Here is a 21,025-nt window from a genome sequence, read left to right on the forward strand (position 1 = left end):
CCTCCCCGCGCCTCACTGAACGGCTTGCAGCGGCTGCAGGCTGCCGGACGCGCCGAGTACCACCATCGGCGTGTCCTCCTTGTATTCCGGCGCGGCTGCGACCTGTGCCTTGGTCAATTCCAGCGTGATGCTGTCCTTCTTGTTGGTGATCTTGCCGAATCGGAGCGCGTTCCAGTCCACCACGATCTTGCGGCTGCCGACGCCGAGGAAGCCGCCGAAATCGATCACGGCGGCGCGCACGTGCCCGCTCCGATCGACGATGACGTCGACGATGCGGCCCATGTCTTCGTTCGCCGCGCTGAGCACGTCACGGCCAAGCACACCGTGCGCATCGCTCGCGCCGATGATCGTGACCGACGGCGGTGGCGCGGCATTCTTTGGCGTGACGGGGACCGATGACGCCGGCGGCTGCGCCGTCGGCGGTGCATTCGCTTCCGTCGAGGGTGCGGGCGACTCCTCCGCGGCGCGTGACACGGCGAGAGTCGTTCCGCAGACGATCACGACGCCCAGAGCCAACCATCCGGCGGTACGCATGCACCCTCCTTCCGGCGCGCCGCTAGCGCGCCAGCACGATCGAGACCTGAATCTGGCCACGCGTGCGCAACACCTCCAGCGCCACGTCGTCGCCATGGCGGCTGACGCGCAGGTCCACGCTGGACTCGCCCAGACGCAGATCGCGCAAGATCACCTCGTGCAGGAACGCCGGCAGATGCGGATTGCGCAGCCGGATCTCGCCGCGCGCCACGTCGAACTCGATGCCCAGCGCCGCCTCCAATAGCGTGAACGCCGTTGCGCTGGCCCAGGCCTGCGGCGCGCAGGCGACCGGATAGAGCGTCGGGCCGCGCCGCTTTTCGCGCCGGAAACCGCAGAACAATTCGGGCAACCGGCGCAGGTCCATGTAGGTCGCGGCGTCGAACAATCCCTTGAAGACATGCGCGACCGAATGCTTGAGCCCATAACGCGCGAGCCCGAGCGCGATCAGCGCATTGTCGTGCGGCCAGATCGACCCGTCATGATAGGACATCGGATTGTAACGCACCTCGCCTTGCGCGACGGTGCGGATGCCCCAGCCCGAGAAGAAATGCGGCCGCATCAAATCGGCGGCGACGAGGCGCGCGCGGTCCTCGCGGATCATGCCGCTGAACAGGACCTGGCCGGCGTTGGAGGTCCGCACCTTGCAGGGCCGCTTCTTGCCGTCGAGCGCAAGCGCATAGGTACCGAGCTCCTCGCACCAGAACGCGGCCTCGAAACGCTCGGCCAGCGTCTTGGCCTCGGCCTCGAGCTTCTTGGCGAGATCAGGCTTGCCCAGGCGGAGCGCGCAGCGCGCGGCGAGCCGCTTGGCCGCAAAGACGTAACCTTGCACTTCGGCCAGCGCGAGATTGCCTTCCGCGAGCTGGCCATCAGCATGGAAGATCGCGTCGTAGGAATCCTTCCAGCCCTGGTTGGCGAGGCCCTTTTCCGTGGCGCGCTGATATTCGACGAAGCCGTCCTTGTCGGGATCACCGGGGCCGTCGATCCAGGCCAGCCCCGCCTCGATCGCCGGCCACAGCTCGGTCAATGTCGCCTCGTCGCCGGTGCGTTCGAAATAGCTTCCTGCCAGCAGGACGAACAAGGCCGTGGAATCGACGCTGCCGTAATATTGCGCGAACGGTACCTCCCGCAGCGCCGCCATCTCGCCGCCGCGCATCTCATGCAGGATCTTGCCCGGCGCGGCATCGGCGAGCGGGTCGACCGCCTTGGCTTGGAAATGGGCGAGCCGCCGCAGCACGCCCTTGGCGATTCGCGGATCGACCCACAGCATCTGCAACGCGGTGATCAGCCCGTCACGGCCGAACGTCGTCGAGTACCAGGGAATTCCTGCATAGGGATAGCGGCCCTGCGGCGTCTCCGTCATCAGCATGTTGAGGTCGGCCATGGCCTGGCACAGCACCTCGTTGAAGATGTTGTTGGAGGTCTCGATGCTGGCCGCCCCCATCGTCGATTGCCGCATCTCGCGGCGATGGGCGAGCAGGCTCCTGAAAAAGCGCGCCGGCTTCTCCGCGACCGGCCGGTTGCAGGACACGGCCACGAACAAGGATTTCGACTCATGCGGGTCGAGTTCGAGCTGCCAGGTCGCGGCATTCACCGACAACTTGGTTGGGCGCGGGTCGAAATGCAGGCCCGTGGTGCGCTCGGCGTCATCGAGACCGCGGTAATCGAACAGCACGTCGGTCGGTCCCAACAGCCGGCTCGAGCCGATGCCGCGGCGCGGGCGCCGTTCGCCGCGGACCTCGAACAGATCGGCGAAATCGTTGTCGAACAGCAGCGTCAGCGCAAAGCCGGCTGGGCGGTCGCCGTGGTTCTGCACGCCGATGCGCTGATACGCGGTGCCGCGCCACAGGAAGATCGTGCGCACGATGTGCAGCAGGTCCTTTTGCAGCACGAGGCTGCCCTGCCGGTAGATGTCCGGATTGGTGAGATCGACGGTCAGGGCTGAGTTGTCGTCGCGCAGGTTCGAGCCCAGCAGTAACGGCTGGAGATCGTCGAGCACGAGCTCGAGCCTCGCAAGGTAGCGCGTGTCGTGATGAAACAGGCCATCGGGCCCGCCGGCCGAAGCGCCGATGTCACCATGGCTGTCGAGCACGATAAAGGTGTCGTCGTGCTTGAGCGAACGCCGCGGCCGCGCTGACGGTCCCGTCATCGGAATATAGAAAGGCTGCTCCGCGACCTGGTCCACGGTCCGCGTCACAGAGACGAATTGGGTAACGGCTTCAGCCGACATCAGCAGCTCCCCTGCGCTTGTTTCGACACGCAACCGACTCGAACGCGACTATTGGTTTACGCGGCGGCTTGGGCGAGCCGGCTCATTTCCTGCGTGACCAGCTCACGATAGGGCCCGTGGCCCTGCATCAGACGCTCGGGCGACCCGTCCTCGATGATCTTACCACCCCTCAACACGACCACGCGATCGAAATTGCGCAGGGTCGCGAGGCGATGCGCGATCGCGATGACCGTCCGGCCGCGCATCAGCCGCGACAACGCCTCGCGGATCGCCTCCTCGGATTCGCTGTCGAGCGCGGCGGTCGCCTCGTCCAGCAGCAGGATCGGCGCGTCCTTCAGGAAGGCGCGCGCGATTGCGATGCGCTGGCGCTGGCCGCCGGACATCTTGACGCCGCGGTCGCCGACCATGGTGTCGAGACCACCAGGCAGACTCTCGACGAAATCGCAGCGCGCCGCAATGGCTGCGCGCAGCACCTCGTCGTCGGTCGCGTTCGGGCGACCATAGCGGATATTCTCGCGAATCGAGCGGTGGAACAAGGAAATGTCCTGCGGCACGACCGAGATGGCCTCGCGCAGGCTCAGCTGCGTCACCTTGGAAATGTCCTGGCCGTCGATGGTGATACTTCCCTCGTCGGTATCGTAGAAGCGCTGGAGCAGCGTGAACAGCGTCGACTTGCCGCCGCCGGACTGGCCGACCAGGCCGACGCGCTGGCCGGGTTGCAGCCGCAGGCTGAAGCGCTCGAAGATCTTTTCGCCGCCGGGATAGCCGAAGGTGACATTGTTGAACGCGATCGCGGCGCCGCTCTTCACCAGCGGCTCGGCCTCGGGGTGGTCGCGCAATTCATGCGGCACCAGCAATGTGGCGATCGCCTCGGTCAGCCGCGCAACGTGCTGGGTGACGTCGACCAGCGCCACCGCGAGATCGCGCGTCGCGTTCAGTATGGAGAGACCGAGGGTGCAGACCAGCACGACGTCGCCGGTCGTTGCCCTGCCATCCTGCCAGAGCATGATCGCCCATGCCATCAGGGCGATCGTGAGCACGACTGTGACGCCGGCATGGATAAGCCGCAGCTTCTCCAGATAGCGCAGGCTGCGGCCGCGCGCGGTGAGCTCCCGGTTCACGGTCGCGTCGAACCGCTCATGCTCGTGCCCGATGCCGCAGAAGGCGCGCACCAGCGGCATGTTGCTGATGACGTCGATCATCTCGCCGTCGACGACGGCGGCTTTGTCGGCGAAGTCGTCATGCAGCGGTTTCCCTGCGGCCGCAAGGCGGAACATCGCAAGCACCATGCCGCCGGCAATCACCATCAGGCCGAGTGCCATGTAAGGGCTGACGGTTCCAATCAGCGCGATGGCCGCAACTGTTGCGATGCACGGCGGCAACACATTCCAGACGAACATGTTTTCGACCGTGAACACCGCATTGGACGTCGCCGTGATGCGGCTCGTCAGCATGCCGGGCATCCGGTCGGAGAAGTAGCTCGGCGCGTGGCCGGTCAGATGACGAAATATGTCACGGCGTAAATCACCCGTGACACGGACGAAGGTGAAGCTGGCGGTCCAGCTCGCGATCCGCCAAAGGAAATTATCGGCGCCGATCAACGTCATGAGGAAAATGAATGCCAGCCATACGCTCCCACCATGCGAAGCGCCGGCCGACAAGCTGTCGACCAGGGATTTGACGCCATACTGAGTGCCTACTGAGCAGGCAACGGCCGCCACCACAGCGGTCAGGATCACGAGATGCGACGCGAGCCGACGCCGAAGATAGCGCAAAACAAAGGCAAACGGCCGGTGCGCATACCCAGAAAGATGATCCATGTGACTATTGACCCCGTCGTGATGATTCAAACTTTTGTTGTTAGCCGACTGAACATCGACCACTTCGCCTCGGTTCCCGGGCAACGCCATCACGACATGCGGATGCGGGCGTTCTGCGAAGATGTGATGGCAGCATCGCGACAGGCGTCCGACGTGTCGAATAAGTAACGTTCGGAAGGAGGAACTTCGCAAGTGCGGGAACGTTCCCTTGTCTGGCGTGCCGGTGCAGAACAGGCGGGGGCTTTCTACAATCATGATCGCACAGAGGAGATGGTGAGATGCGCATCGCGCAGGTAGCTCCGTTGACGGAGGCTGTTCCACCCAAGCTGTATGGCGGCACCGAGCGGGTGGTGCATTGGTTGACGGAAGAGCTGGTGGCCCTTGGGCACGACGTAACGCTGTTCGCCAGCGGCGATTCGCAGACCTCGGCGAAGCTGGACGCGTTATGGCCCCGGGCGCTCCGCCTCGACGGTTCCGTGCGCGATCCCAATGCGCTGCACATGGTGATGCTGGAGCGGGTGCGGCAGAAATGTGACGACGAGGAGTTCGACTTCCTCCACTTCCATCTCGATTATTATCCGTGGTCGCTGTTCTACCGGCAGCCGACACCGTTCCTGACCACGCTGCACGGCCGGCTCGACCTGCCGGAGCATCAACCGGTCTTCAACACCTTCTCGAAGGTCCCCGTCATATCGATCTCGAACGCGCAGCGCCGGCCGGTGCCGCAGGCGAACTGGGTGAGGACGATCCACCACGGCCTGCCGGAGAACCTGCTGACGCCGAAGCCGGCGAAACAGGAATACCTCGCCGTGCTTGGCCGCATCGCACCGGAAAAGGGCGTCGACCGCGCCATCAAGATCGCGACGCATTGTGGCATTCCGCTCAAGATCGCCGCCAAGGTTGATCGTGCCGACCAGGATTACTATGACGAGCTGATCCGGCCGATGATCGAGAACAATCCGCTGGTGGAATTCATCGGCGAGATCAGCGATCACGAGAAGTCGGACTTTTTGAGCGGCGCGCTGGGCTTATTGCTCCCGATCGACTGGCCGGAGCCGTTTGGCCTGGTGATGATCGAGGCCATGGCTTGCGGAACGCCGGTCATCGCCTTCAACCGCGGCTCAGTGCCGGAGATCATCGACGAGGGCCTCACCGGCTTCGTCGTCGAGGACGTCCTCAGCGCGGCCGGCGTCGTCGGCCGCCTGCAGCAACTCGACCGCTCCGTCATTCGCAAGCAGTTCGAGACGCGTTTCACGGCGCGTCGCATGGCGCTGGATTATCTCGCGGCCTATCGCAGCCTCGGCGAGGAACAGGCGCCGCGGATCAAGCTGGTGAGCAGCGCGGAGTAGCCACTGTCATGCCCCGCGTAGGCGGGGCATCCAGTACGCCGCGGCAGCAGTTTGCTCACGCAACTCCCGCCGCGGAGTACTGGATCGTCCGGTCAAGCCGGATGATGACAGTAGGAACGCGGTGACGGCTGCCCTACCTCACCACGGCCCGCTTCGGCTCGACGATCTCGAACATGCGCGGGAATTCGTCCATCAGGCCCATCAGCTCGGCGAGGCGCATCGGGTTGCCGGCGAATTTGACCTTGCCGGCGGCCACGGCCTCCGGGAAGCTGGTCAGTTTTGCGATCACCTCGTCGAGCGTCGACCGCGCCAGCGTGAAGCTGGCATCGGCATTGTGCGCCTGCATGCCCTCTGTGTAAGTCAGCGCGCAGTTCTCCAGATTGAGCACGAAGGTTTCGCCGGTGTCGGAGAAGCTCCAGTTCAGCACGATGTGCTTTCCTTCCGCCTTTGGTCCGTTCAGGCGGATGCCGAGCACGTCCCAGAGCTGTGAGGTGCGCAGCGCCGCCAGCGTCTCGCGCGGCATCGGCGGGCGCGCCGGCACCTTCGGCATGCCCTGGCGCAATTCCTGCGCGCCGAACAGATAGGCATTGCGCCAGGTCGCGCTTTCAGCAGCGTAGCCGAGCTGCTCCAGCGTATCCGCAAGCAATGCACGCGCCGCCGCGTTGTCCGGCTGGGCAAAGACGAGATGGCCGAGCGCCTGCGCCACGAAGCGGAATTCGCCCTTGTCGAAATCGACACGCGCCCGCGCGAGGATGGCGTCGGCGCCGCCCATGTACTCGACGTATTTCTTGCCCGACTCAACCGGGGGCAAAGGATCGAGATTGACCGGATTGGCGTCGTACCAGCCCAGATATTTTTGATAGATCGCCTTCACATTGTGCCGGATGTGGCCGTAATAGCCGCGGCCGTGCCAGGCGCCCTCCAGGCTCTTGGGCAGCTGGATCGTTTCAGCGATCTCGGCCGCGGTGAGGCCGTGGTTCATCAGGCGGATGGTCTGGTCATGCGCGAATTTGTAGAGGTCGCGCTGCTGCCGGATCATCGTGCCGATGCGTTCGTGTCCCCACACCGGCCAGTGATGCTGGCCGCACATCGCCTCCGCCTTGCCATCCCAGAGCTGCAAGGCCTCGCCCAGATATTTCGACCAGGCCAGCGCGTCGCGCACGTCGGCGCCGCGGAACGGCAGCAGATTGTGGAAATTGTGGGTGCAGTTCTCGGCGAGGTTCAACAGCTTGTAGCGCGGGATGAAGAAATGCATCTCCGCCGGCGCTTCGCTGTTCGGCGCCATCTGGAATTCGAATTCAACGCCGTCGATCACGCGCCGGTCGCCGGTCGCCATGATCAGGTCGGTCGGCCGCAGCAGCGCCACCGAACCTGCCGCCATCGACTTGCCGAGGCCGCAATCGACCTGCCCGCGCGCGCCCTTGGCGAGGAGAGGCCCGAACTGGTACTGCGCCCGGCGCAGCATCGCAGGTCCCGCGATGATGTTCTCGGAGACGGCATGCTCCATGAACAAGTTCGGCGCGATGATCGGCACGCGGCCGGTCGCGAGTGCATCCTCCTCCAGCACGCCGCGCGCACCGCCCCAATGGTCGGTGTGGGTATGGGTGAAGATCACGGCCGCGACCGGTCGCTGGCCACGATGCTTGTAGTAGAGATCGAGCGCGGCGCGCGCCCCCTCGATCGAGGTCAGGGTGTCGATGACGATGACGCCGCTGTCGCCTTCGATCAGCGTCATGTTGGCGATGTCGAGCCCACGCACCTGGTAGATTCCGGGCACCACCTCGAATAGGCCGTGCTGCATGTTGAGCCGCGACTGCCGCCACAGGCTCGGATTGACCGTGGCCGGCGCCTGCTCGGCGGCGAGAAAGGCGTACGGCTCGAGGCTCCAAACCGTCCGCCCTTGCGGATTGGTGATCTCCGCGTTCTCGATCGTGCCGAGGAAGCCGCGCGCGGCGTCGTCGAAATCGCGCGTGTCGGAAAACGGCAGTGCACTCAGCTTCGCCGTTTGCTGCGCGATGACGCACGGCGTTGCGCCCTTCGGCTCGTTGCTGGACGTGTCCGTCATCTCGATCTCCTCCCCGCCTGTTGCGCGGCATCTAACCGCATCCCGCGGCCGATTGCCATGACGGGAGGACGCAGCAATGCGTAACCCCGCGCCCACAGGTGGAGAGAAGCAGCGTGTTCGCGGGCTACATGCCCAACAGTCTCGGCAGCCACAGCGACAGGCCGGGCCAATAGGTCACGACCACCAGGAATCCCAACATCGTCAGCAGCCATGGCCACACCGCGACCGTGAGCTCGGTGATACCCATCTTGGCGATGCCTGAGGCCACGTAGAGATTGAGGCCGACCGGCGGATGGCACAGCCCGACCTCCATGTTGACCGTCATCAGGATGCCGAAATGGATCGGATCGATGCCGAGCTTGATCGCAACCGGAAACAGGATCGGCGCCATGATCAGGATGATCGAGGATGGCTCCATCACGTTGCCGGCTAATAGCAGCAGGAGATTGACGACGAGGAGGAAGCCGATCCAGCCGAGGCCCTGGTCGATCATCCATTGCGCGAGCGCTTGCGGCACGTTCTCGTAAGTCATCAGGAACGAGAACAAGACGGCGTTGGTGATGATGTAGAGCAGCATCGCTGAAAGATTTGCCGACGACAGCAGCACCCGCGGCACGTCTCGCAGCTTCAGATCCTTGTAGATGAACACTGCGACGATGAAGGCGTACACCGCGCTGACGGCGGCAGCTTCGGTCGGTGTGAACAGGCCGCTGTAGATGCCACCGATCACGATCACGATCAGCAGGATACCCCAGATCGACTTGCGGAACGCATCGAAGCGTTCGTAGAGGGTTGCTTTCGGCATCCTCGGATAGTCGTTACGCCAGGCCCGGTAGAACGTCGTGGCGCCAAGCAGCATGGCGAGCACCATTCCCGGCACGATGCCGGCGATGAACAGCTTGCCGACGGAGGTGTTGGTGGAGACGGCAAACAGCACCATTGGAATCGACGGTGGAATGAGAATTCCCAGCGAGCCGGAGGTCGTGATCACGCCCGCCCCGAACTTCTTGGGAAATCCCTGCGCGACCATCGCGGGCAGGATCACCGATCCGATCGCCACCACGGTGGCCGGCGACGAGCCGGAAATCGCGGCGAACAGCGCGCAGGCGACCACGCCCGAGAGCGCAAGGCCTCCGTACCAATGGCCGACCAGCGAAGTCGCGAACGTGATCATCCGGCGCGCCACGCCGCCATGGGTCAGGAAGTTGCCGGCAAGGATGAAGAACGGGATCGCCATGATCTCGAAGCTCTCGATGCCGGTAAACAGCTTCAGCGCCACCGATTCCGTCCGTACGTCGGTCAACGTGAACATGAAGCTGAGCACGGTCAGGCCGAGCGCGATGGAGATCGGCATGCCCGTGAGCATCAACGACAGCAGAAGGCCGAAAACCACGGCGACACGCAGGCCCTGCGGCATCGTGATCACGTGCGCCGAATGGGCGAAGCACACGGCGACGATGAGGACCGGCAACAACATCAGGACCCAGCCGAGCGGGCTGCGTTCGTCGCGGACGACCTGACTGCGCGTGACCGGGGCCGGATGGACCGGGTCTATTTCGACGCCCTCGACGCCTGCCATGTCGTGATGCGGCAGTTCGCCGGTGCGATAGAACGACCAGGCGACCTGCAGGAAGCGGAAGCACATCAGCCCGGAGCCGAGCGGGATGGTGAGATACACCAGCCACATCGGTGCTTCCAAGTCGTTGGATTGCTGGCCGGTCTGCCACATCTGGCCGACGAACGCGGCCCCGAAATAGCACACGATGGCAGTGAAAAGGGCGCCGCACATCAGGCCGAACGTGATGACGCGGCGGCGCGATCCGCCGGGAAGGACATTGACCAGGACGTCGACGCCTACATGGATGCCGGTGCGCACCCCGTAGGCCGCACCGAACTTCGCCATCCAGATGAACATGTAAATGCAGAGTTCCTGCGCCCAGGACAAGTCGAGAGCGGCAAGCCAGACGAACGCCGCTCGCGCGGGCGCGGCCAGCAAGGACAGATTGCGCGCCTCCGCCCATTTGGCGATGTCGATCGACAGCCCGGCGCCATATCGGTGCAGCACGGCAACGAAGATGAGCAATGTCGCGGCCGCGATCATCGTCGCGATCAGCCATTCCTCGAGATGATCGAGCACACGATTCAATGCACGCAGCAACTTGGTCCCCTCAGCTTGGCTCATCATTCAAGAGCAACGGCCGGGAGTGCGATCACCCCCGACCGTTCATGGTTGTTCTTCCAGCGCGCCGGCGTCAGTTCATCTTGACGTCGAGTTCCTTGGCGAGGAGATCGAGCACCTCCTGCCCGACCCGCCCCTTTGCCCATTTGTAGGTCGGCTGCATCGCCTCCTGCCACGCCTTGCGATCGGCGTCAGTCAGATAATGCAGCGTGGTCTTGCCCGTCTTCTTGATCTCGGCCAGCGCATCCTCGTTTTCCTGACGCGCGATCGAATTGGTGTAGTCGGTCGCCTCGTTCATCGCCTTCTCGAGCTGGGCGCGGATATCGGGCGGCAGGCCGGACCAGAATTTCGAATTGACGATGACGGCATATTGCAGGTGCGCGTGATAGGACACCGTGATGTCCTTCTGCACCTCGTAGAACTTCTGAGTCAGGTAATTGGACGCGGTATTCTCGCAGCCGTCGACCACGCCCGTCTGCAAAGCCTGGTAGACTTCGGAAAACGCCATTATCTGAGGGATCGAACCCATGATACGGAGATATTGGTCGGCGACCTTCGATCCGGAGATGCGGAATTTGAGACCCTGGAAATCGGTCGGCTTTATCAGGGCACGGTTGGCGGAGAGCATGTGGAAGCCGTTGTCCCAATAAGCGAGCCCGGTGATGCCCTTGGTCTCGAGCTTATCGAACAGCCACTTGCCGATCGTGCCCTTCATCGCGTTGGAATAGGTTTGATCGTCCTTGAACAACCAAGGCAGGTCGAGCGCCTCGAACTCCTTGATACCGAGCGGTGCGAACTTCGCGGTCGAGGGGGCGAGCATGTGCACCGAGCCAAGCTGCAGCGCCTCGATCTCCTCCTTGTCCTTGTACAGCGTGGAGTTCGGGTAGATTTCGACCTTGACCTTGCCGTCGGTGTACTTCTCCGCAAGTTCCTTGAACTTCAGGGCGCCCTTGCCCTTGGGAGTATCGTTGGCGACGACGTGGCTGAATTTGATGACGATCGGGCTCTGGGCCTCGGCAACGGCGGGCCCCACGAGAACAGCTGCGGCGGCGACCGCAAGAAGCAGCTTGCGCATGAACGAACCTCCCAACAACCTCTAAAACCGGGTCTTTTTTGTTTTCCGATTTCAGTACTGACAGCAATCCGCCACCCGAACAACTAGACCTAAGCCCAATTTGCCGCAGCCAAGCAACCTTCAAGCTATCTTGGCCGCTGCTGAATGCGCAACCCGGCACCTGCTGCCGCTCCCGGAAACGAGCGCTTATGTCGCATTGCGGCAGTGCGATCAGCCGTTGCGCTGGGCGACCATGAACAGACGCCGGAACGGAAACAGCGTCTGTCCCGCGGCGTTCTTCGGATAGGCTTTCGCGACCCGCATCCCATAGGCGGCTTCGAACGCGGCCTTCTCGTCGCCCTGCAAGATGTCGAGATAGCGCGTCAGCCAGGTCCCCTTGGTCCACTCCTTCACGGGATTCTCGCCTTCCAGCACCTGCAGATATTCGGTCTCCCAGATGTCGATATTGGCCGACATCGGAGCAAGAAGACCGTGATAATAGGCCGGCGCTTCGACCGGCGGCGGCGTGACGAGATGCTCGACCTTGGACCGCCAGGGACCGTTCAGCGCGGTCTCGCCGATCAGCACATGCGAGGGCGCCAGAAAGTTGCGCGGCATCTGCACAGCGAGCATTCCGCCGGGCGTCACCTTCTCCATGATCGACGGAAACAGGGCCGCATGATTGGGCAGCCAGTGCAGCGCGGCATTGGAGTAGACGACGTCATATTGCTTCGTCGGACGCCAGTGGCCGAGATCCTCGTGTGACCATTCCACGTCCGGCGCCGCCTTGCGGCCGGCGGCGACCATCTCGGCCGAACCCTCGACACCGGTCACCGTCGCGTCCGGCCAACGCTCCTTGATCAGCTTGGTGACGTTGCCGGCGCCGGCGCCGAGATCGGCAATCGCACGCGGACCAGAATCCGGGATCCGCATCAAGAGGTCGACGGCGGGCCGGAGCCGGTGGCCGGAGAATTTCAGATATTGCTGCGGATCCCAGACCATCGCTCGGCGCCTTTTCTTTTTCGTGTTCCCTTCAACGCGGCTCTTGGTTACCACTGCTCCTCCCGGTCGGGCAAATCAGGCTGACGGGGACAGGGCAGGAAAACGAACAGAAGAACGAACAGCCCAGCGACAAGCAGAAAAGCGAACAAGAGGGCGTGTCACCATGGATCTCGGGCTCAAATCGAAAACCGCCGTCGTCACCGGAGCGAGCGTCGGCATCGGCCGTGCCATCGCCAAGGGCTTGGCTGCCGAAGGCGTGCGCGTCGTCGGCGTGGCACGGCGCACCGACCTGCTCGCCGAGCTGGTAACGGAAGTCGGCTCCGGTCTGATCACGCCATTCGAGCAGGACGTGATGGCCAAGGACGCGGCCGAGAAGATTTCGGCGTTCGCGCTCAAAGAGCTCGGCCATGTCGACATCCTGATCAACAATGCCGGCGGAAGCCGCCCCCTCCCCGTCGATGCGCCTGACAGCCAATGGGACGAGGCGATCGCGCTGAATTTCACCAGCTACCGCCGCATCGCGCATGCGCTGCTGCCGCAGATGATCGAGCGCAAATGGGGCCGCATCGTCAACATCACCGGCAAGTCCGAGCCGGAAGGCCTCAACGCCGCGTTTGCCGCCAAAGCCGCCGTGCACGCCTGGGCCAAAGGCCTGTCGCGCGAGATCGGCGAGCACGGCATCACCATCAACTGCATCCCGCCCGGCCGCATCATGAGCGAACAGATCCGCCGCAACTACGCGCCTGATTATCGCGAGCGCTTCGCGGAAGAAGAGATCCCGGTCGGCTATTGGGGCGAGCCGGAAGACCTCGCCGCGCTCGCGGTGTTCCTGGCATCACCCGTGGCGCGCTACATCACGGGCACGGTGATCCCGGTGGATGGGGGGTTGCGGAGGTATCAGTTCTAGAACCGATTGGACTTCGTAGGATGGGTAGAGCGCAGCGAAACCCATCGACAGCATACGACGTGAACCTGATGGGTTTCGCAAGTGCTCTACCCATCCTACGGCCTACCGCCTTACTCATGCAGCAGCGTTTGCCAGTCCGGAGGCACCGCGCCGTCCGGTCCGGGCACCGGCTGATCCAACGGATGCGCGTGAGGACCTTGAAGCTTCGGGCCGGCGAAAGCCTCTCCCGTGCGATAGTCGTAAAACCATCGTTCGCCCGGCTCGAAGCTCGTGATGATCGGATGACCTGTCGCCGCGCTGTGTTTCGTTGCGTGCTGATTTGGTGACGCATCACAGCAGCCGATGTGACCGCATTCGACACATCTGCGAAGGTGAAACCACCACCCGCCCGCAGCCGAGCATTCCACGCACCCCGTTCCGCTTGGTTTGGCCGCGAGATTGATGCCACCCCTCTCAGACTTCATAGGTCAGCTCACTGAAATTGCCCGCAGCCACCACCGATGCATTCACGCCGCGATCTCCGCCACGATCGCATTTTGCCAGTGTTTTGCCCGACGGGTCAACGTCATGGCAGCGGCGAATGCCGCCGCTGCGCGGTTCGGAAATCCCTTATTAATCAAGGGGCCTTCTACTGTGCATGGGGTTGTTTTCGCGCTTTTTTGTTTTGAGCCCTTAAAAAAAACAAGGCCCCGCATAACCACTCACCCGGCCTGCAGGATTTCCGCAATCGCCGCCCCCCGCGGCGATCGTGCCGAGCTTTCCGCCGACATCGCGCGTTGCCCTGCCCTCGCCGATCGCTTTTGCCACCGCCGCCTCGATCGCACGTGCGGCTTCCTCGTAGCGCACCGCGCCGCTATTCTCGCCGTGCCATCCGAGCAGCAGGGCCGTGGATAGGATCAGCGAGACTGGATTGGCAACATCCTGTCCGGCTATGTCAGGCGCCGAGCCATGCGCGGCCTGCGCCATGGCGAAGCTGTCGCCGACATTGAGCGAGCCGCCGAGACCGAGGCTGCCGGAGAGTTCGGCGGTGAGATCGGACAGGATGTCGCCAAACATGTTGGTGGCGACGATGACGTCGAAGCGGTCGGGGTTGCGCACCACATGCGCCATCATGGCGTCGACGAGGATGTCGTCGACCTCAAGGCCGGGATAGGCCTTCGCCGCCTCGCGGCAGATCTCGAGGAACATGCCGTCACCGAGCTTGAGCACATTGGCCTTGTGCACGATGGTGAGATGCTTGCGCCGCTTCATCGCCAGCCGGCACGCCGCATGCGCGATGCGCTCGCAGCACAGGCGCGTGATCCGGCGCAGCGAGATCACGACGTCCGATGTGACCAGCATCTCGCCGTTGCCCTGCTCCATGTTGCGGTCGGCGTAAAGCCCTTCCGTATTTTCGCGCACCACGACGAGGTCGAAATCGCCCACCCGGCCGGACCGCCCCGCATAGGTGCGTGCGGGCCTGACATTGGCGTAGAGGTCGAGGTTCTTGCGAAAATATCGCGACGGGTTGATCTCGCCATGGGCCTCGTCCTTGAAGTCGAAGGTCGCGGTCGGCCCGAGGATCAGGCCGTCGGCGGCGCGGACGATGTCGAGCAGCTCGGGGCGCACCGTCGTGCCAAATTGTTTGAGGCTCGCATGCCCGACCGCGTGCTCCTCCAGCTGCAGATTGAGCTGGAAGCGTTCGGAGGCCGCGCGCAACACGCCTGATGTCGCGGCCGTGATCTCGGGCCCGATGCCGTCACCGGGCAAAACGACGATGTGCATGGCGGTCCCCTGACATTGCAGCAGTTCGCGCGATCATACGCCGGCGCGCAGGTTCATCGCCCAGCCTTCGCGCATACACAGCATGCAAGCATATGCCTGTGGAAGGCGGCCGCGCCGTAGTACATGCCGAGTCCCCTGGAGCCGGCCGCCGGAGCAACGCGCTAACGCAATGACAATCACGTTACCCGCCGGCGCGCGCGAGCCCGACCACACCATTTCCGACGGCCTTCCAGCCGCACAGCGGCGCTGGGCCATTGCCGCGATCTTCACCGCGCTGGCGATGGCGTCGCTCGACACCGCGATCGCCAACATCGCGCTGCCCGCCATTGCCGGCGACCTGCATGTGAGCCCGGAGCAATCGGTCTGGGTGGTCAACGTCTACCAGATCGCGCTGGTGGCGACGTTGCTGCCGTTGGGAGCACTCGGCGAGATCGTCGGGCACCAGCGCATCTATCTCGGCGGCCTGATCCTGTTCACCATCGCCTCGCTGTTCTGCGCGGTGGCCTGGTCGCTGGAGAGCCTGCTGGTTGCGCGCACGCTGCAAGGGTTAGGTGCGAGCGGCATCATGAGCGTCAACACGGCGCTGGTGCGCTTCGTCTATCCCGGCCGGATGCTCGGCCGCGGCTTCGGCCACAACGCGCTGGTGGTCGCGACCGCCTTCACCTTTGGTCCCTCGATCGCTTCCGCTATCCTCGCGCTCGGCCCGTGGCCATGGCTGTTCGCCGTCAACATCCCGTTCGGCCTGGTCGCGATCGGCATCGGCTTTGCGATGCTGCCGAAGACGCCGCGCGCCGATCACGGCTTCGATTTTCTCGGCGCGGCCCTGGCGTCGGCCTGTCTCGGGCTGTTCATCACGGGCATCGGCAGTGCCGCGCACAATCTCTCACCGATGGTCGTGGGCATCGAGCTGGTCACTGCCCTCGCGCTCGGCTTCATCCTGACGCGCCGCCACGCCGACCATCCGGCGCCGATGCTGCCGATCGACCTGTTCAGCCGGCCGATGTTCGCGCTGTCGGCGGCGACCGCGGTGTGCTCGTTCGCAGTGCAGGGCCTCGCCTTCGTCTCGCTGCCGTTCTATTTCGAGGACGTGCTGGGGCGTTCGCAGGTCGAGACCGGCTTCTTCATGACCCCATGGCCGCTGGTGGTCGGCATCATGGCGCCGATCGCCGGGCGCCTCTCCGACCGGCACGCGGTCGGACTGCTCGGCGGCATCGGGCTCGTGCTGCTCGGCCTCGGCACGGCGCTGCTGGCGATGCTGCCTGCCAATCCTGCGATTCCCGACATCATCTGGCGGATGGTGATCTGTGGCATGGGATTCGGCTTCTTCCAGGCGCCGAACATGAAAGCGGTGATGTCGAGCGCGCCGCCACATCGCAGCGGCAGCGCCTCCGGCATCGTCGCCACCGCGCGCCTGACGGGGCAGACGACAGGGGCGGCGCTGGCCGCGCTCTGCTTCTCGCTGGCCGGTCACGACGGCGCAGTCGTGGCATTGGCACTCGGCGCCGGCTTCGCCGTACTCGGCAGCGTGATGAGCTTTTTGCGGCTGGCGGTGGAGTAGACGGTCAAGCCAGATGTCGGGCCGCCGTCACCTCGACTGTCGCGGCCGGAATGACAGTCTCCTCGTCGAGCGCAGCGAGGCGCTCATCGATGGCAGCGATGACCTTGCGCGAGAACGGCCCGAGATGCGCATAGGCAGCGATCATCTGCACGGCGATCCGCGCCGATGTTGTGTCGCGCTTGGCGCAGTTCATGAAGGTCTGCCACAGCGGCCCGCGCGCCTCGGGAAGGGCTGTGACCACCTTGTGCACCGTTTCCATCGCGCCGATCCGGGCACGGATATCGCCTTCCGCGAGCTCCTGGCGCTGGCGAGAGCGGTCGAGCAGCGTCATCAGTCGGTCGATACGCCTTGCATAGGCGGCCGGGCTGTAGATGTGCTCCAGCACGCGCTTGTAGTCCGTCAGAATGTCGCGCAATGGACGCACCGGATCGAAGTTGATCCCGGCGGTGCACTGATCCGCGCCGATGGTCGGCGCCAGGTCGTGGCCCGGATGCAACCGGCCTTCGCGCTCCAGGCGGCGCGTCAGCTGCGTGTTCGGCAAGGCATAGAGCAGGCCGACCATGCTGACCGGGATCGCCGCCTCTTCGATGAAGTCGATCATGGCATCCGCCATCGAGAGCTTCTCATTGTCGAAGCCGACGATGAAACCCGCGGTGACGAGCATGCCCGCGGCGTAGATCTTGTGGATGCTCTCGGCGATGTTGCGCCGCGTGTTCTGCTTCTTCCGCATGGCGACCAGCGTCGCCGGATCCGGACTTTCGATACCGACGAAGATGGCGAAGAAATTCGCCTGGCCCATCAGGTTCAGGAGCTCGGGATCGTCGGCCAGATTGACCGAGGCCTCAGTCGACAATTCAAAGGGATAGCCGTGAGCACGTTGCCATTCGGCCAGCTGGGGCAGGAACAGCCGCAACGACTTCTTGTTGCCGATGAAATTGTCGTCGACGAAGTCGAGATGGCCGCGGTAGCCCATGGCATAGAGCCTGTCGAGCTCGACCAGCATTTGCTCGTTCGTCTTGGTTCGCGGCACCCGGCCATAGAGCTCGATGATATCGCAGAACTCGCAGGTGAACGGGCAGCCGCGGGAATACTGCACACCGAGATAAAGGTAGTCCTCGAACTTCAGCAGATCGAAGCGCGGAACCGGCGTCTTGGTGACGTCGGCCTGGAATTTCGGCGCAATGAAGACGCCGGAGCGTGCGCCACTGTCCCAGGCCGCGACGAATTCGTGGAGAACGCTTTCGGCCTCTCCGAGCACCTGGAAGTCGGCCCTCTCATAGATATGGGGGCTCGAGGTGGGATCGGGACCGCCCACGACCACCGGCTTGCCCGCGGCACGGCAAATTTCGATCAGGCGCAGCGTGTCGGCCTGCTGCGGCATCATTCCGCCGGTGAAGACGACGTCGGCCCAGGAAAGATCCTCGTCGCTGAAGGATTCCGTGTTGCAATCGATCAGCCGGACCGTCCAGCTCTCGGGCAGCATCGCGGCAACGGTGATCAGCCCCAAAGGGGCCGCGGGCCGCTTCACACCCAACACTTTGCAGGATTCGCCAAAGCTCCAGAAGGACTCTGCCGAGAACAGCGGATAGAGCATCAGGACTTTGCAAGGCTGCGGTACGTTCATGGAACCCCTTTTTGGCTGATTCCACTGTAGCAGAGCATTCTCGACTTGCACCCTGCCAAAAGGGACAAACTGTCGCTCTCGGTTCCGGGGGCGTCGGCGCGGAAGCCAGTAGACGTCGCTCCAAGCCGTGCCGCGGGCGCCCGGGGAAGGAATCCCCGCCGGTTACCCCTCGGACTATTGATTTGAACGTTTCCAATTTGCCGGACACATTGCGCCGCTGAGTCCAGTCGGTGGATTGGGCCAATCAGGGGACTGCGATGGCAAACCTAACAATCAACGGAAAAACCTTCACGCTCGACGTCGAGCCGGATACGCCCCTGCTCTGGGCGATCCGCGAGAATGCCGGCCTCACCGGCACCAAATATGGCTGCGGCATTGCACAATGCGGCGCCTGCACCGTTCACATCGACGGCGTCGCCACCCGCTCCTGCGGGGTTTCGGTCGGCGAAGCCGCAGGCAAGAAGATCACGACCATCGAAGGGCTCGCCTCCGGCAACGCGCTGCACAAGGTGCAGGAAGCCTGGATTGCCCAGGACGTTCCGCAATGCGGCTATTGCCAGAGCGGCATGATCATGGCGGTGGCGGCGCTGCTGAGCGAGAAGCCGAAGCCGACCGACGCCGACATCGACGAGGCCATCACCAATATCTGCCGCTGCGGCACCTTCCAGCAGGTGCGCGAAGCGATCCACACGATCGCAAGCGCGTAAGGAGCCGCCACATGAACAAGCATGTCTCTCCCAGGATGAACCGCCGTGCCTTCGTCATCGGCACCGCCGCGGTCGGCGCAGGTCTCGCAATCGGCCTCGATATCCCCTTCGGCGGTCCCGCCGTGGTCCGCGCGGCCGACGGCTCCCCGGAGATCGGCGCCTGGGTCGTGGTCAGGCCCGACGACACCGTCGTCATCCGCATCGCCCGCTCCGAAATGGGCCAGGGCTCCCTCACCGGCCTTGCCCAGCTCGTCGCCGAGGAACTCGAATGCGACTGGTCGAAGGTCTCGACCGAATATCCGACACCGGGCCAGAGCGTCGCCCGCAAGCGCGTCTGGGGCGATTTCTCGACCGGCGGCAGCCGCGGCATCCGCTCTTCGCAAGACTATGTCCGCAAGGGCGGTGCCACCGCACGCGTGATGCTGATCCAGGCCGCCGCCGAGGCGTGGAAAGTGCCGGCGTCCGAATGCACGGCCGCCAACAGCGTCATTACCCACACGCCGTCCGGCAAGACCACGACCTACGGCAAGGTCGCCGAGGCCGCGGCCAAGCTGACGCCGCCGGCCGAGGTCAAGCTGAAGGACCCCAAGGACTGGAAGCTGATCGGCAAGGGCGTGAAGCGGCTGGACACCGCCGAGAAGACCACCGGCACCATGGTCTACGGCATCGATGTCAAGCTGCCGGGCATGCTGAACGCCGCGATCAAGGATTGCCCGGTGTTCGGCGGCAAGCTGAAAAGCTATGACGAAGCCAAGATCACCGGCATGAAAGGCGTCAAGAAGGTCGTCAAGGTCGGCGACACCGCGGTCGCCGTCGTTGCCGACACCTGGTGGCACGCCAAGACCGCACTGGAGGCGCTGCCGATCGTCTGGCACGAGGGCGACAACGCCAAGGTCTCGAGCGAGTCGATCGCGAAATGGCTGACCGAGGGCCTCGATAACGGGCAGCCGGCCTATGTCGGCAACAAGAACGGCGACGCGAAGGCGGCGATTGCCGGTGCCGCCAAAAAAATCGAGGCCGTCTACAGCTATCCCTACCAGAACCACGCCACCATGGAGCCAATGAACGCCACGGCGCTCTACACGGCGGACAAATGCGAGGTCTGGTGCGGCACGCAGAATGGCGAGGCAGCCTTCGCGGCCACGTTGGAAGCGTCGGGCCTGCCGGCGGAGAAGTGCGACGTGCACAAGGTGATGCCGGGCGGCGGCTTCGGCCGGCGCGGCCAGACCGACTATGTCCGCCAGGCCGTCTTGATCGCCAAGGAGATGCCGGGCACGCCGATCAAGCTGTTGTGGTCGCGCGAAGAGGACATGGCGCACGGCAGATATCACCCGATCACCCAGTGCAAGATGACCGGCGCGTTCGATGCCGACAACAATCTGGTCGCGCTGCACTACCGCCTGTCCGGGCAATCGATCCTGTTCTCGCTCCGCCCCGAAGCGCTGCAGAACGGCATGGATCCGGCCGCATTCCAGGGCGTCGCCCAGTCCGGCGAAGCCGCGTTCGGTTACTCCGTGCCGAACCTCCTGGTCGAGCATGCGATGCGCAACCCGCACGTTCCGCCGGGCTTCTGGCGCGGCGTCAACGTCAATCACAACGCGATCTACATGGAATGCTTCATGGACGAGCTGGCCCAGGCCGCAGGCCAGGACCCGCTCGAATTCCGCCGCAAGCTGATGGGCAATCACCCCAAGCATCTGGCGGTGCTCAATGCCGTGGCCGAGAAGATCGGCTGGAGCACTCCGGCGCCACAGGGCATCTATCGCGGCATCGCGCAGGTGATGGGCTATGGCAGCTATGTCGCCGGCGCTGCCGAAATCTCGGTGACCGACGGCAACAAGATCAAGGTGCATCGCATCGTCGCCTCCACCGATCCCGGCTACGTCGTCAATCCGGCCCAGGTGGAGCGGCAGATCGCGGGGTCCTTCGTCTATGGCCTCTCCGCGCTGTTCTACGGCGGCTGCACCGTCAAGGACGGCAAGATCGAGCAGACCAACTTCGACACCTACAATTCGATGCGCATCAACGAGATGCCGAAGGTGGAGTCGGTGATGGTGCCGAGCGGCGGGTTCTGGGGCGGTGTCGGCGAGCCGACCATCGGCGTCGCGGCGCCGGCGGTGCTCAATGCGTACTTCGCGGCGACGGGCAAACGCATCCGTTCGGTGCCGCTGCGCGACCAGAACATCACCTTCGCCTGAGAAACGCCGCGGCGGCCGCAATCGCCGCCGCGGCACA

Annotated in this window: 15 protein-coding genes and 2 pseudogenes; 6 read left to right on the forward strand and 11 right to left on the reverse strand. The window is 64.1% G+C overall.

Going from position 1 to position 21,025, the window contains the following annotated elements:
• Positions 1-12: 12 nt before the first annotated feature.
• From IVA93_RS26715 to IVA93_RS26725, 3 genes are read right to left on the reverse strand one after another with little or no spacing between them, the layout of a single operon-like run.
• Positions 13-534: a PRC-barrel domain-containing protein gene (locus IVA93_RS26715; protein ID WP_026233310.1), complete on the reverse strand. Its 522-nt coding sequence runs from the start codon at positions 532-534 to the stop codon at positions 13-15.
• A gap of 22 nt (positions 535-556) precedes the next feature.
• On the reverse strand, positions 557-2,761 hold the full coding sequence (locus IVA93_RS26720) for an amylo-alpha-1,6-glucosidase (RefSeq protein WP_026233311.1): 2,205 nt from the start codon (positions 2,759-2,761) through the stop codon (positions 557-559).
• A 56-nt stretch (positions 2,762-2,817) separates the two neighbouring features.
• Positions 2,818-4,581 (reverse strand): ABC transporter ATP-binding protein, encoded by a 1,764-nt coding sequence (locus IVA93_RS26725; protein WP_247452757.1) that lies wholly within the window; start codon positions 4,579-4,581, stop codon positions 2,818-2,820.
• Between IVA93_RS26725 and IVA93_RS26730 the strand changes: the two genes are divergently transcribed.
• Both IVA93_RS26730 and IVA93_RS26735 read left to right on the forward strand, forming a co-directional pair.
• A complete protein-coding gene (locus IVA93_RS26730; protein WP_018457144.1) occupies positions 4,504-4,749 on the forward strand; it encodes a hypothetical protein in 246 nt (81 codons plus the stop codon). The genes IVA93_RS26725 and IVA93_RS26730 overlap by 78 nt on opposite strands.
• A 110-nt stretch (positions 4,750-4,859) precedes the next feature.
• On the forward strand, positions 4,860-5,930 hold the full coding sequence (locus IVA93_RS26735; RefSeq protein ID WP_018457145.1) for a glycosyltransferase family 4 protein: 1,071 nt from the start codon (positions 4,860-4,862) through the stop codon (positions 5,928-5,930).
• A gap of 133 nt (positions 5,931-6,063) precedes the next feature.
• Here the strand turns inward: IVA93_RS26735 and IVA93_RS26740 are convergent, their stop codons facing one another.
• The 5 genes and pseudogenes from IVA93_RS26740 to IVA93_RS26760 all read right to left on the reverse strand — a co-directional run bounded on the left by IVA93_RS26740 (position 6,064) and on the right by IVA93_RS26760 (position 12,230).
• Positions 6,064-7,995, reverse strand: coding sequence for an alkyl/aryl-sulfatase (locus IVA93_RS26740; RefSeq protein ID WP_018457146.1), 1,932 nt, complete (start codon positions 7,993-7,995; stop codon positions 6,064-6,066).
• A 124-nt stretch (positions 7,996-8,119) separates the two neighbouring features.
• Positions 8,120-9,412, reverse strand: coding sequence for a TRAP transporter large permease (locus IVA93_RS40965; RefSeq protein ID WP_039799985.1), 1,293 nt, complete (start codon positions 9,410-9,412; stop codon positions 8,120-8,122).
• A gap of 204 nt (positions 9,413-9,616) precedes the next feature.
• Positions 9,617-10,180: pseudogene (locus IVA93_RS40970) on the reverse strand (TRAP transporter small permease); the annotation flags it as partial.
• Positions 10,181-10,247: 67 nt separating this feature from the next.
• Entirely contained in the window at positions 10,248-11,249 is a 1,002-nt protein-coding gene (locus tag IVA93_RS26755; protein ID WP_018457148.1) for a DctP family TRAP transporter solute-binding subunit, read from the reverse strand.
• A gap of 210 nt (positions 11,250-11,459) precedes the next feature.
• The gene (locus IVA93_RS26760) at positions 11,460-12,230 is read right to left on the reverse strand and encodes a methyltransferase domain-containing protein (protein ID WP_018457149.1); all 771 of its coding nucleotides are present in this window, start codon (positions 12,228-12,230) and stop codon (positions 11,460-11,462) included.
• Between the two features lie 163 nt (positions 12,231-12,393).
• Between IVA93_RS26760 and IVA93_RS26765 the strand changes: the two genes are divergently transcribed.
• Positions 12,394-13,137: an SDR family NAD(P)-dependent oxidoreductase gene (locus IVA93_RS26765; RefSeq protein WP_085352088.1), complete on the forward strand. Its 744-nt coding sequence runs from the start codon at positions 12,394-12,396 to the stop codon at positions 13,135-13,137.
• A 110-nt stretch (positions 13,138-13,247) separates the two neighbouring features.
• On the opposite strand, the gene IVA93_RS26770 is transcribed toward IVA93_RS26765, so the two are convergent.
• Both IVA93_RS26770 and IVA93_RS26775 read right to left on the reverse strand, forming a co-directional pair.
• Positions 13,248-13,601: a UBP-type zinc finger domain-containing protein gene (locus IVA93_RS26770; RefSeq protein ID WP_081747934.1), complete on the reverse strand. Its 354-nt coding sequence runs from the start codon at positions 13,599-13,601 to the stop codon at positions 13,248-13,250.
• A gap of 237 nt (positions 13,602-13,838) precedes the next feature.
• Positions 13,839-14,901, reverse strand: a pseudogene (locus IVA93_RS26775) (isocitrate/isopropylmalate dehydrogenase family protein).
• A 169-nt stretch (positions 14,902-15,070) separates the two neighbouring features.
• Between IVA93_RS26775 and IVA93_RS26780 the strand changes: the two are divergent.
• Positions 15,071-16,459, forward strand: coding sequence for an MFS transporter (locus tag IVA93_RS26780; protein WP_018457152.1), 1,389 nt, complete (start codon positions 15,071-15,073; stop codon positions 16,457-16,459).
• 4 nt (positions 16,460-16,463) lie between these two features.
• Here the strand turns inward: IVA93_RS26780 and IVA93_RS26785 are convergent, their stop codons facing one another.
• Positions 16,464-18,083 (reverse strand): B12-binding domain-containing radical SAM protein, encoded by a 1,620-nt coding sequence (locus IVA93_RS26785; protein WP_018457153.1) that lies wholly within the window; start codon positions 18,081-18,083, stop codon positions 16,464-16,466.
• Between the two features lie 257 nt (positions 18,084-18,340).
• On the opposite strand from IVA93_RS26785, the gene IVA93_RS26790 reads away from it, so the two are divergent.
• A complete protein-coding gene (locus IVA93_RS26790) occupies positions 18,341-18,790 on the forward strand; it encodes a (2Fe-2S)-binding protein (protein WP_007594050.1) in 450 nt (149 codons plus the stop codon).
• A gap of 11 nt (positions 18,791-18,801) precedes the next feature.
• Positions 18,802-20,988: a xanthine dehydrogenase family protein molybdopterin-binding subunit gene (locus tag IVA93_RS26795; RefSeq protein WP_018457154.1), complete on the forward strand. Its 2,187-nt coding sequence runs from the start codon at positions 18,802-18,804 to the stop codon at positions 20,986-20,988.
• Positions 20,989-21,025 lie beyond the last annotated feature (37 nt).

It is taken from the genome of Bradyrhizobium sp. 155 (assembly GCF_023101105.1).
GTDB lineage: Bacteria > Pseudomonadota > Alphaproteobacteria > Rhizobiales > Xanthobacteraceae > Bradyrhizobium > Bradyrhizobium canariense_D.

What these genes read in the sequence shown, in the direction of transcription:
- IVA93_RS26715 (WP_026233310.1), bottom strand. Translation starts at nt 534, where the DNA reads ATGCGTACCGCCGGATGGTTGGCTCTGGGCGTCGTGATCGTCTGCGGA.
- IVA93_RS26720 (WP_026233311.1), bottom strand. Translation starts at nt 2,761, where the DNA reads ATGTCGGCTGAAGCCGTTACCCAATTCGTCTCTGTGACGCGGACCGTG.
- IVA93_RS26730 (WP_018457144.1), top strand. Translation starts at nt 4,504, where the DNA reads ATGCGACGCGAGCCGACGCCGAAGATAGCGCAAAACAAAGGCAAACGG.
- IVA93_RS26725 (WP_247452757.1), bottom strand. Translation starts at nt 4,581, where the DNA reads ATGGATCATCTTTCTGGGTATGCGCACCGGCCGTTTGCCTTTGTTTTG.
- IVA93_RS26735 (WP_018457145.1), top strand. Translation starts at nt 4,860, where the DNA reads ATGCGCATCGCGCAGGTAGCTCCGTTGACGGAGGCTGTTCCACCCAAG.
- IVA93_RS26740 (WP_018457146.1), bottom strand. Translation starts at nt 7,995, where the DNA reads ATGACGGACACGTCCAGCAACGAGCCGAAGGGCGCAACGCCGTGCGTC.
- IVA93_RS40965 (WP_039799985.1), bottom strand. Translation starts at nt 9,412, where the DNA reads ATGCCGCAGGGCCTGCGTGTCGCCGTGGTTTTCGGCCTTCTGCTGTCG.
- IVA93_RS26755 (WP_018457148.1), bottom strand. Translation starts at nt 11,249, where the DNA reads ATGCGCAAGCTGCTTCTTGCGGTCGCCGCCGCAGCTGTTCTCGTGGGG.
- IVA93_RS26760 (WP_018457149.1), bottom strand. Translation starts at nt 12,230, where the DNA reads ATGGTCTGGGATCCGCAGCAATATCTGAAATTCTCCGGCCACCGGCTC.
- IVA93_RS26765 (WP_085352088.1), top strand. Translation starts at nt 12,394, where the DNA reads ATGGATCTCGGGCTCAAATCGAAAACCGCCGTCGTCACCGGAGCGAGC.
- IVA93_RS26770 (WP_081747934.1), bottom strand. Translation starts at nt 13,601, where the DNA reads ATGAAGTCTGAGAGGGGTGGCATCAATCTCGCGGCCAAACCAAGCGGA.
- IVA93_RS26780 (WP_018457152.1), top strand. Translation starts at nt 15,071, where the DNA reads ATGACAATCACGTTACCCGCCGGCGCGCGCGAGCCCGACCACACCATT.
- IVA93_RS26785 (WP_018457153.1), bottom strand. Translation starts at nt 18,083, where the DNA reads ATGAACGTACCGCAGCCTTGCAAAGTCCTGATGCTCTATCCGCTGTTC.
- IVA93_RS26790 (WP_007594050.1), top strand. Translation starts at nt 18,341, where the DNA reads ATGGCAAACCTAACAATCAACGGAAAAACCTTCACGCTCGACGTCGAG.
- IVA93_RS26795 (WP_018457154.1), top strand. Translation starts at nt 18,802, where the DNA reads ATGAACAAGCATGTCTCTCCCAGGATGAACCGCCGTGCCTTCGTCATC.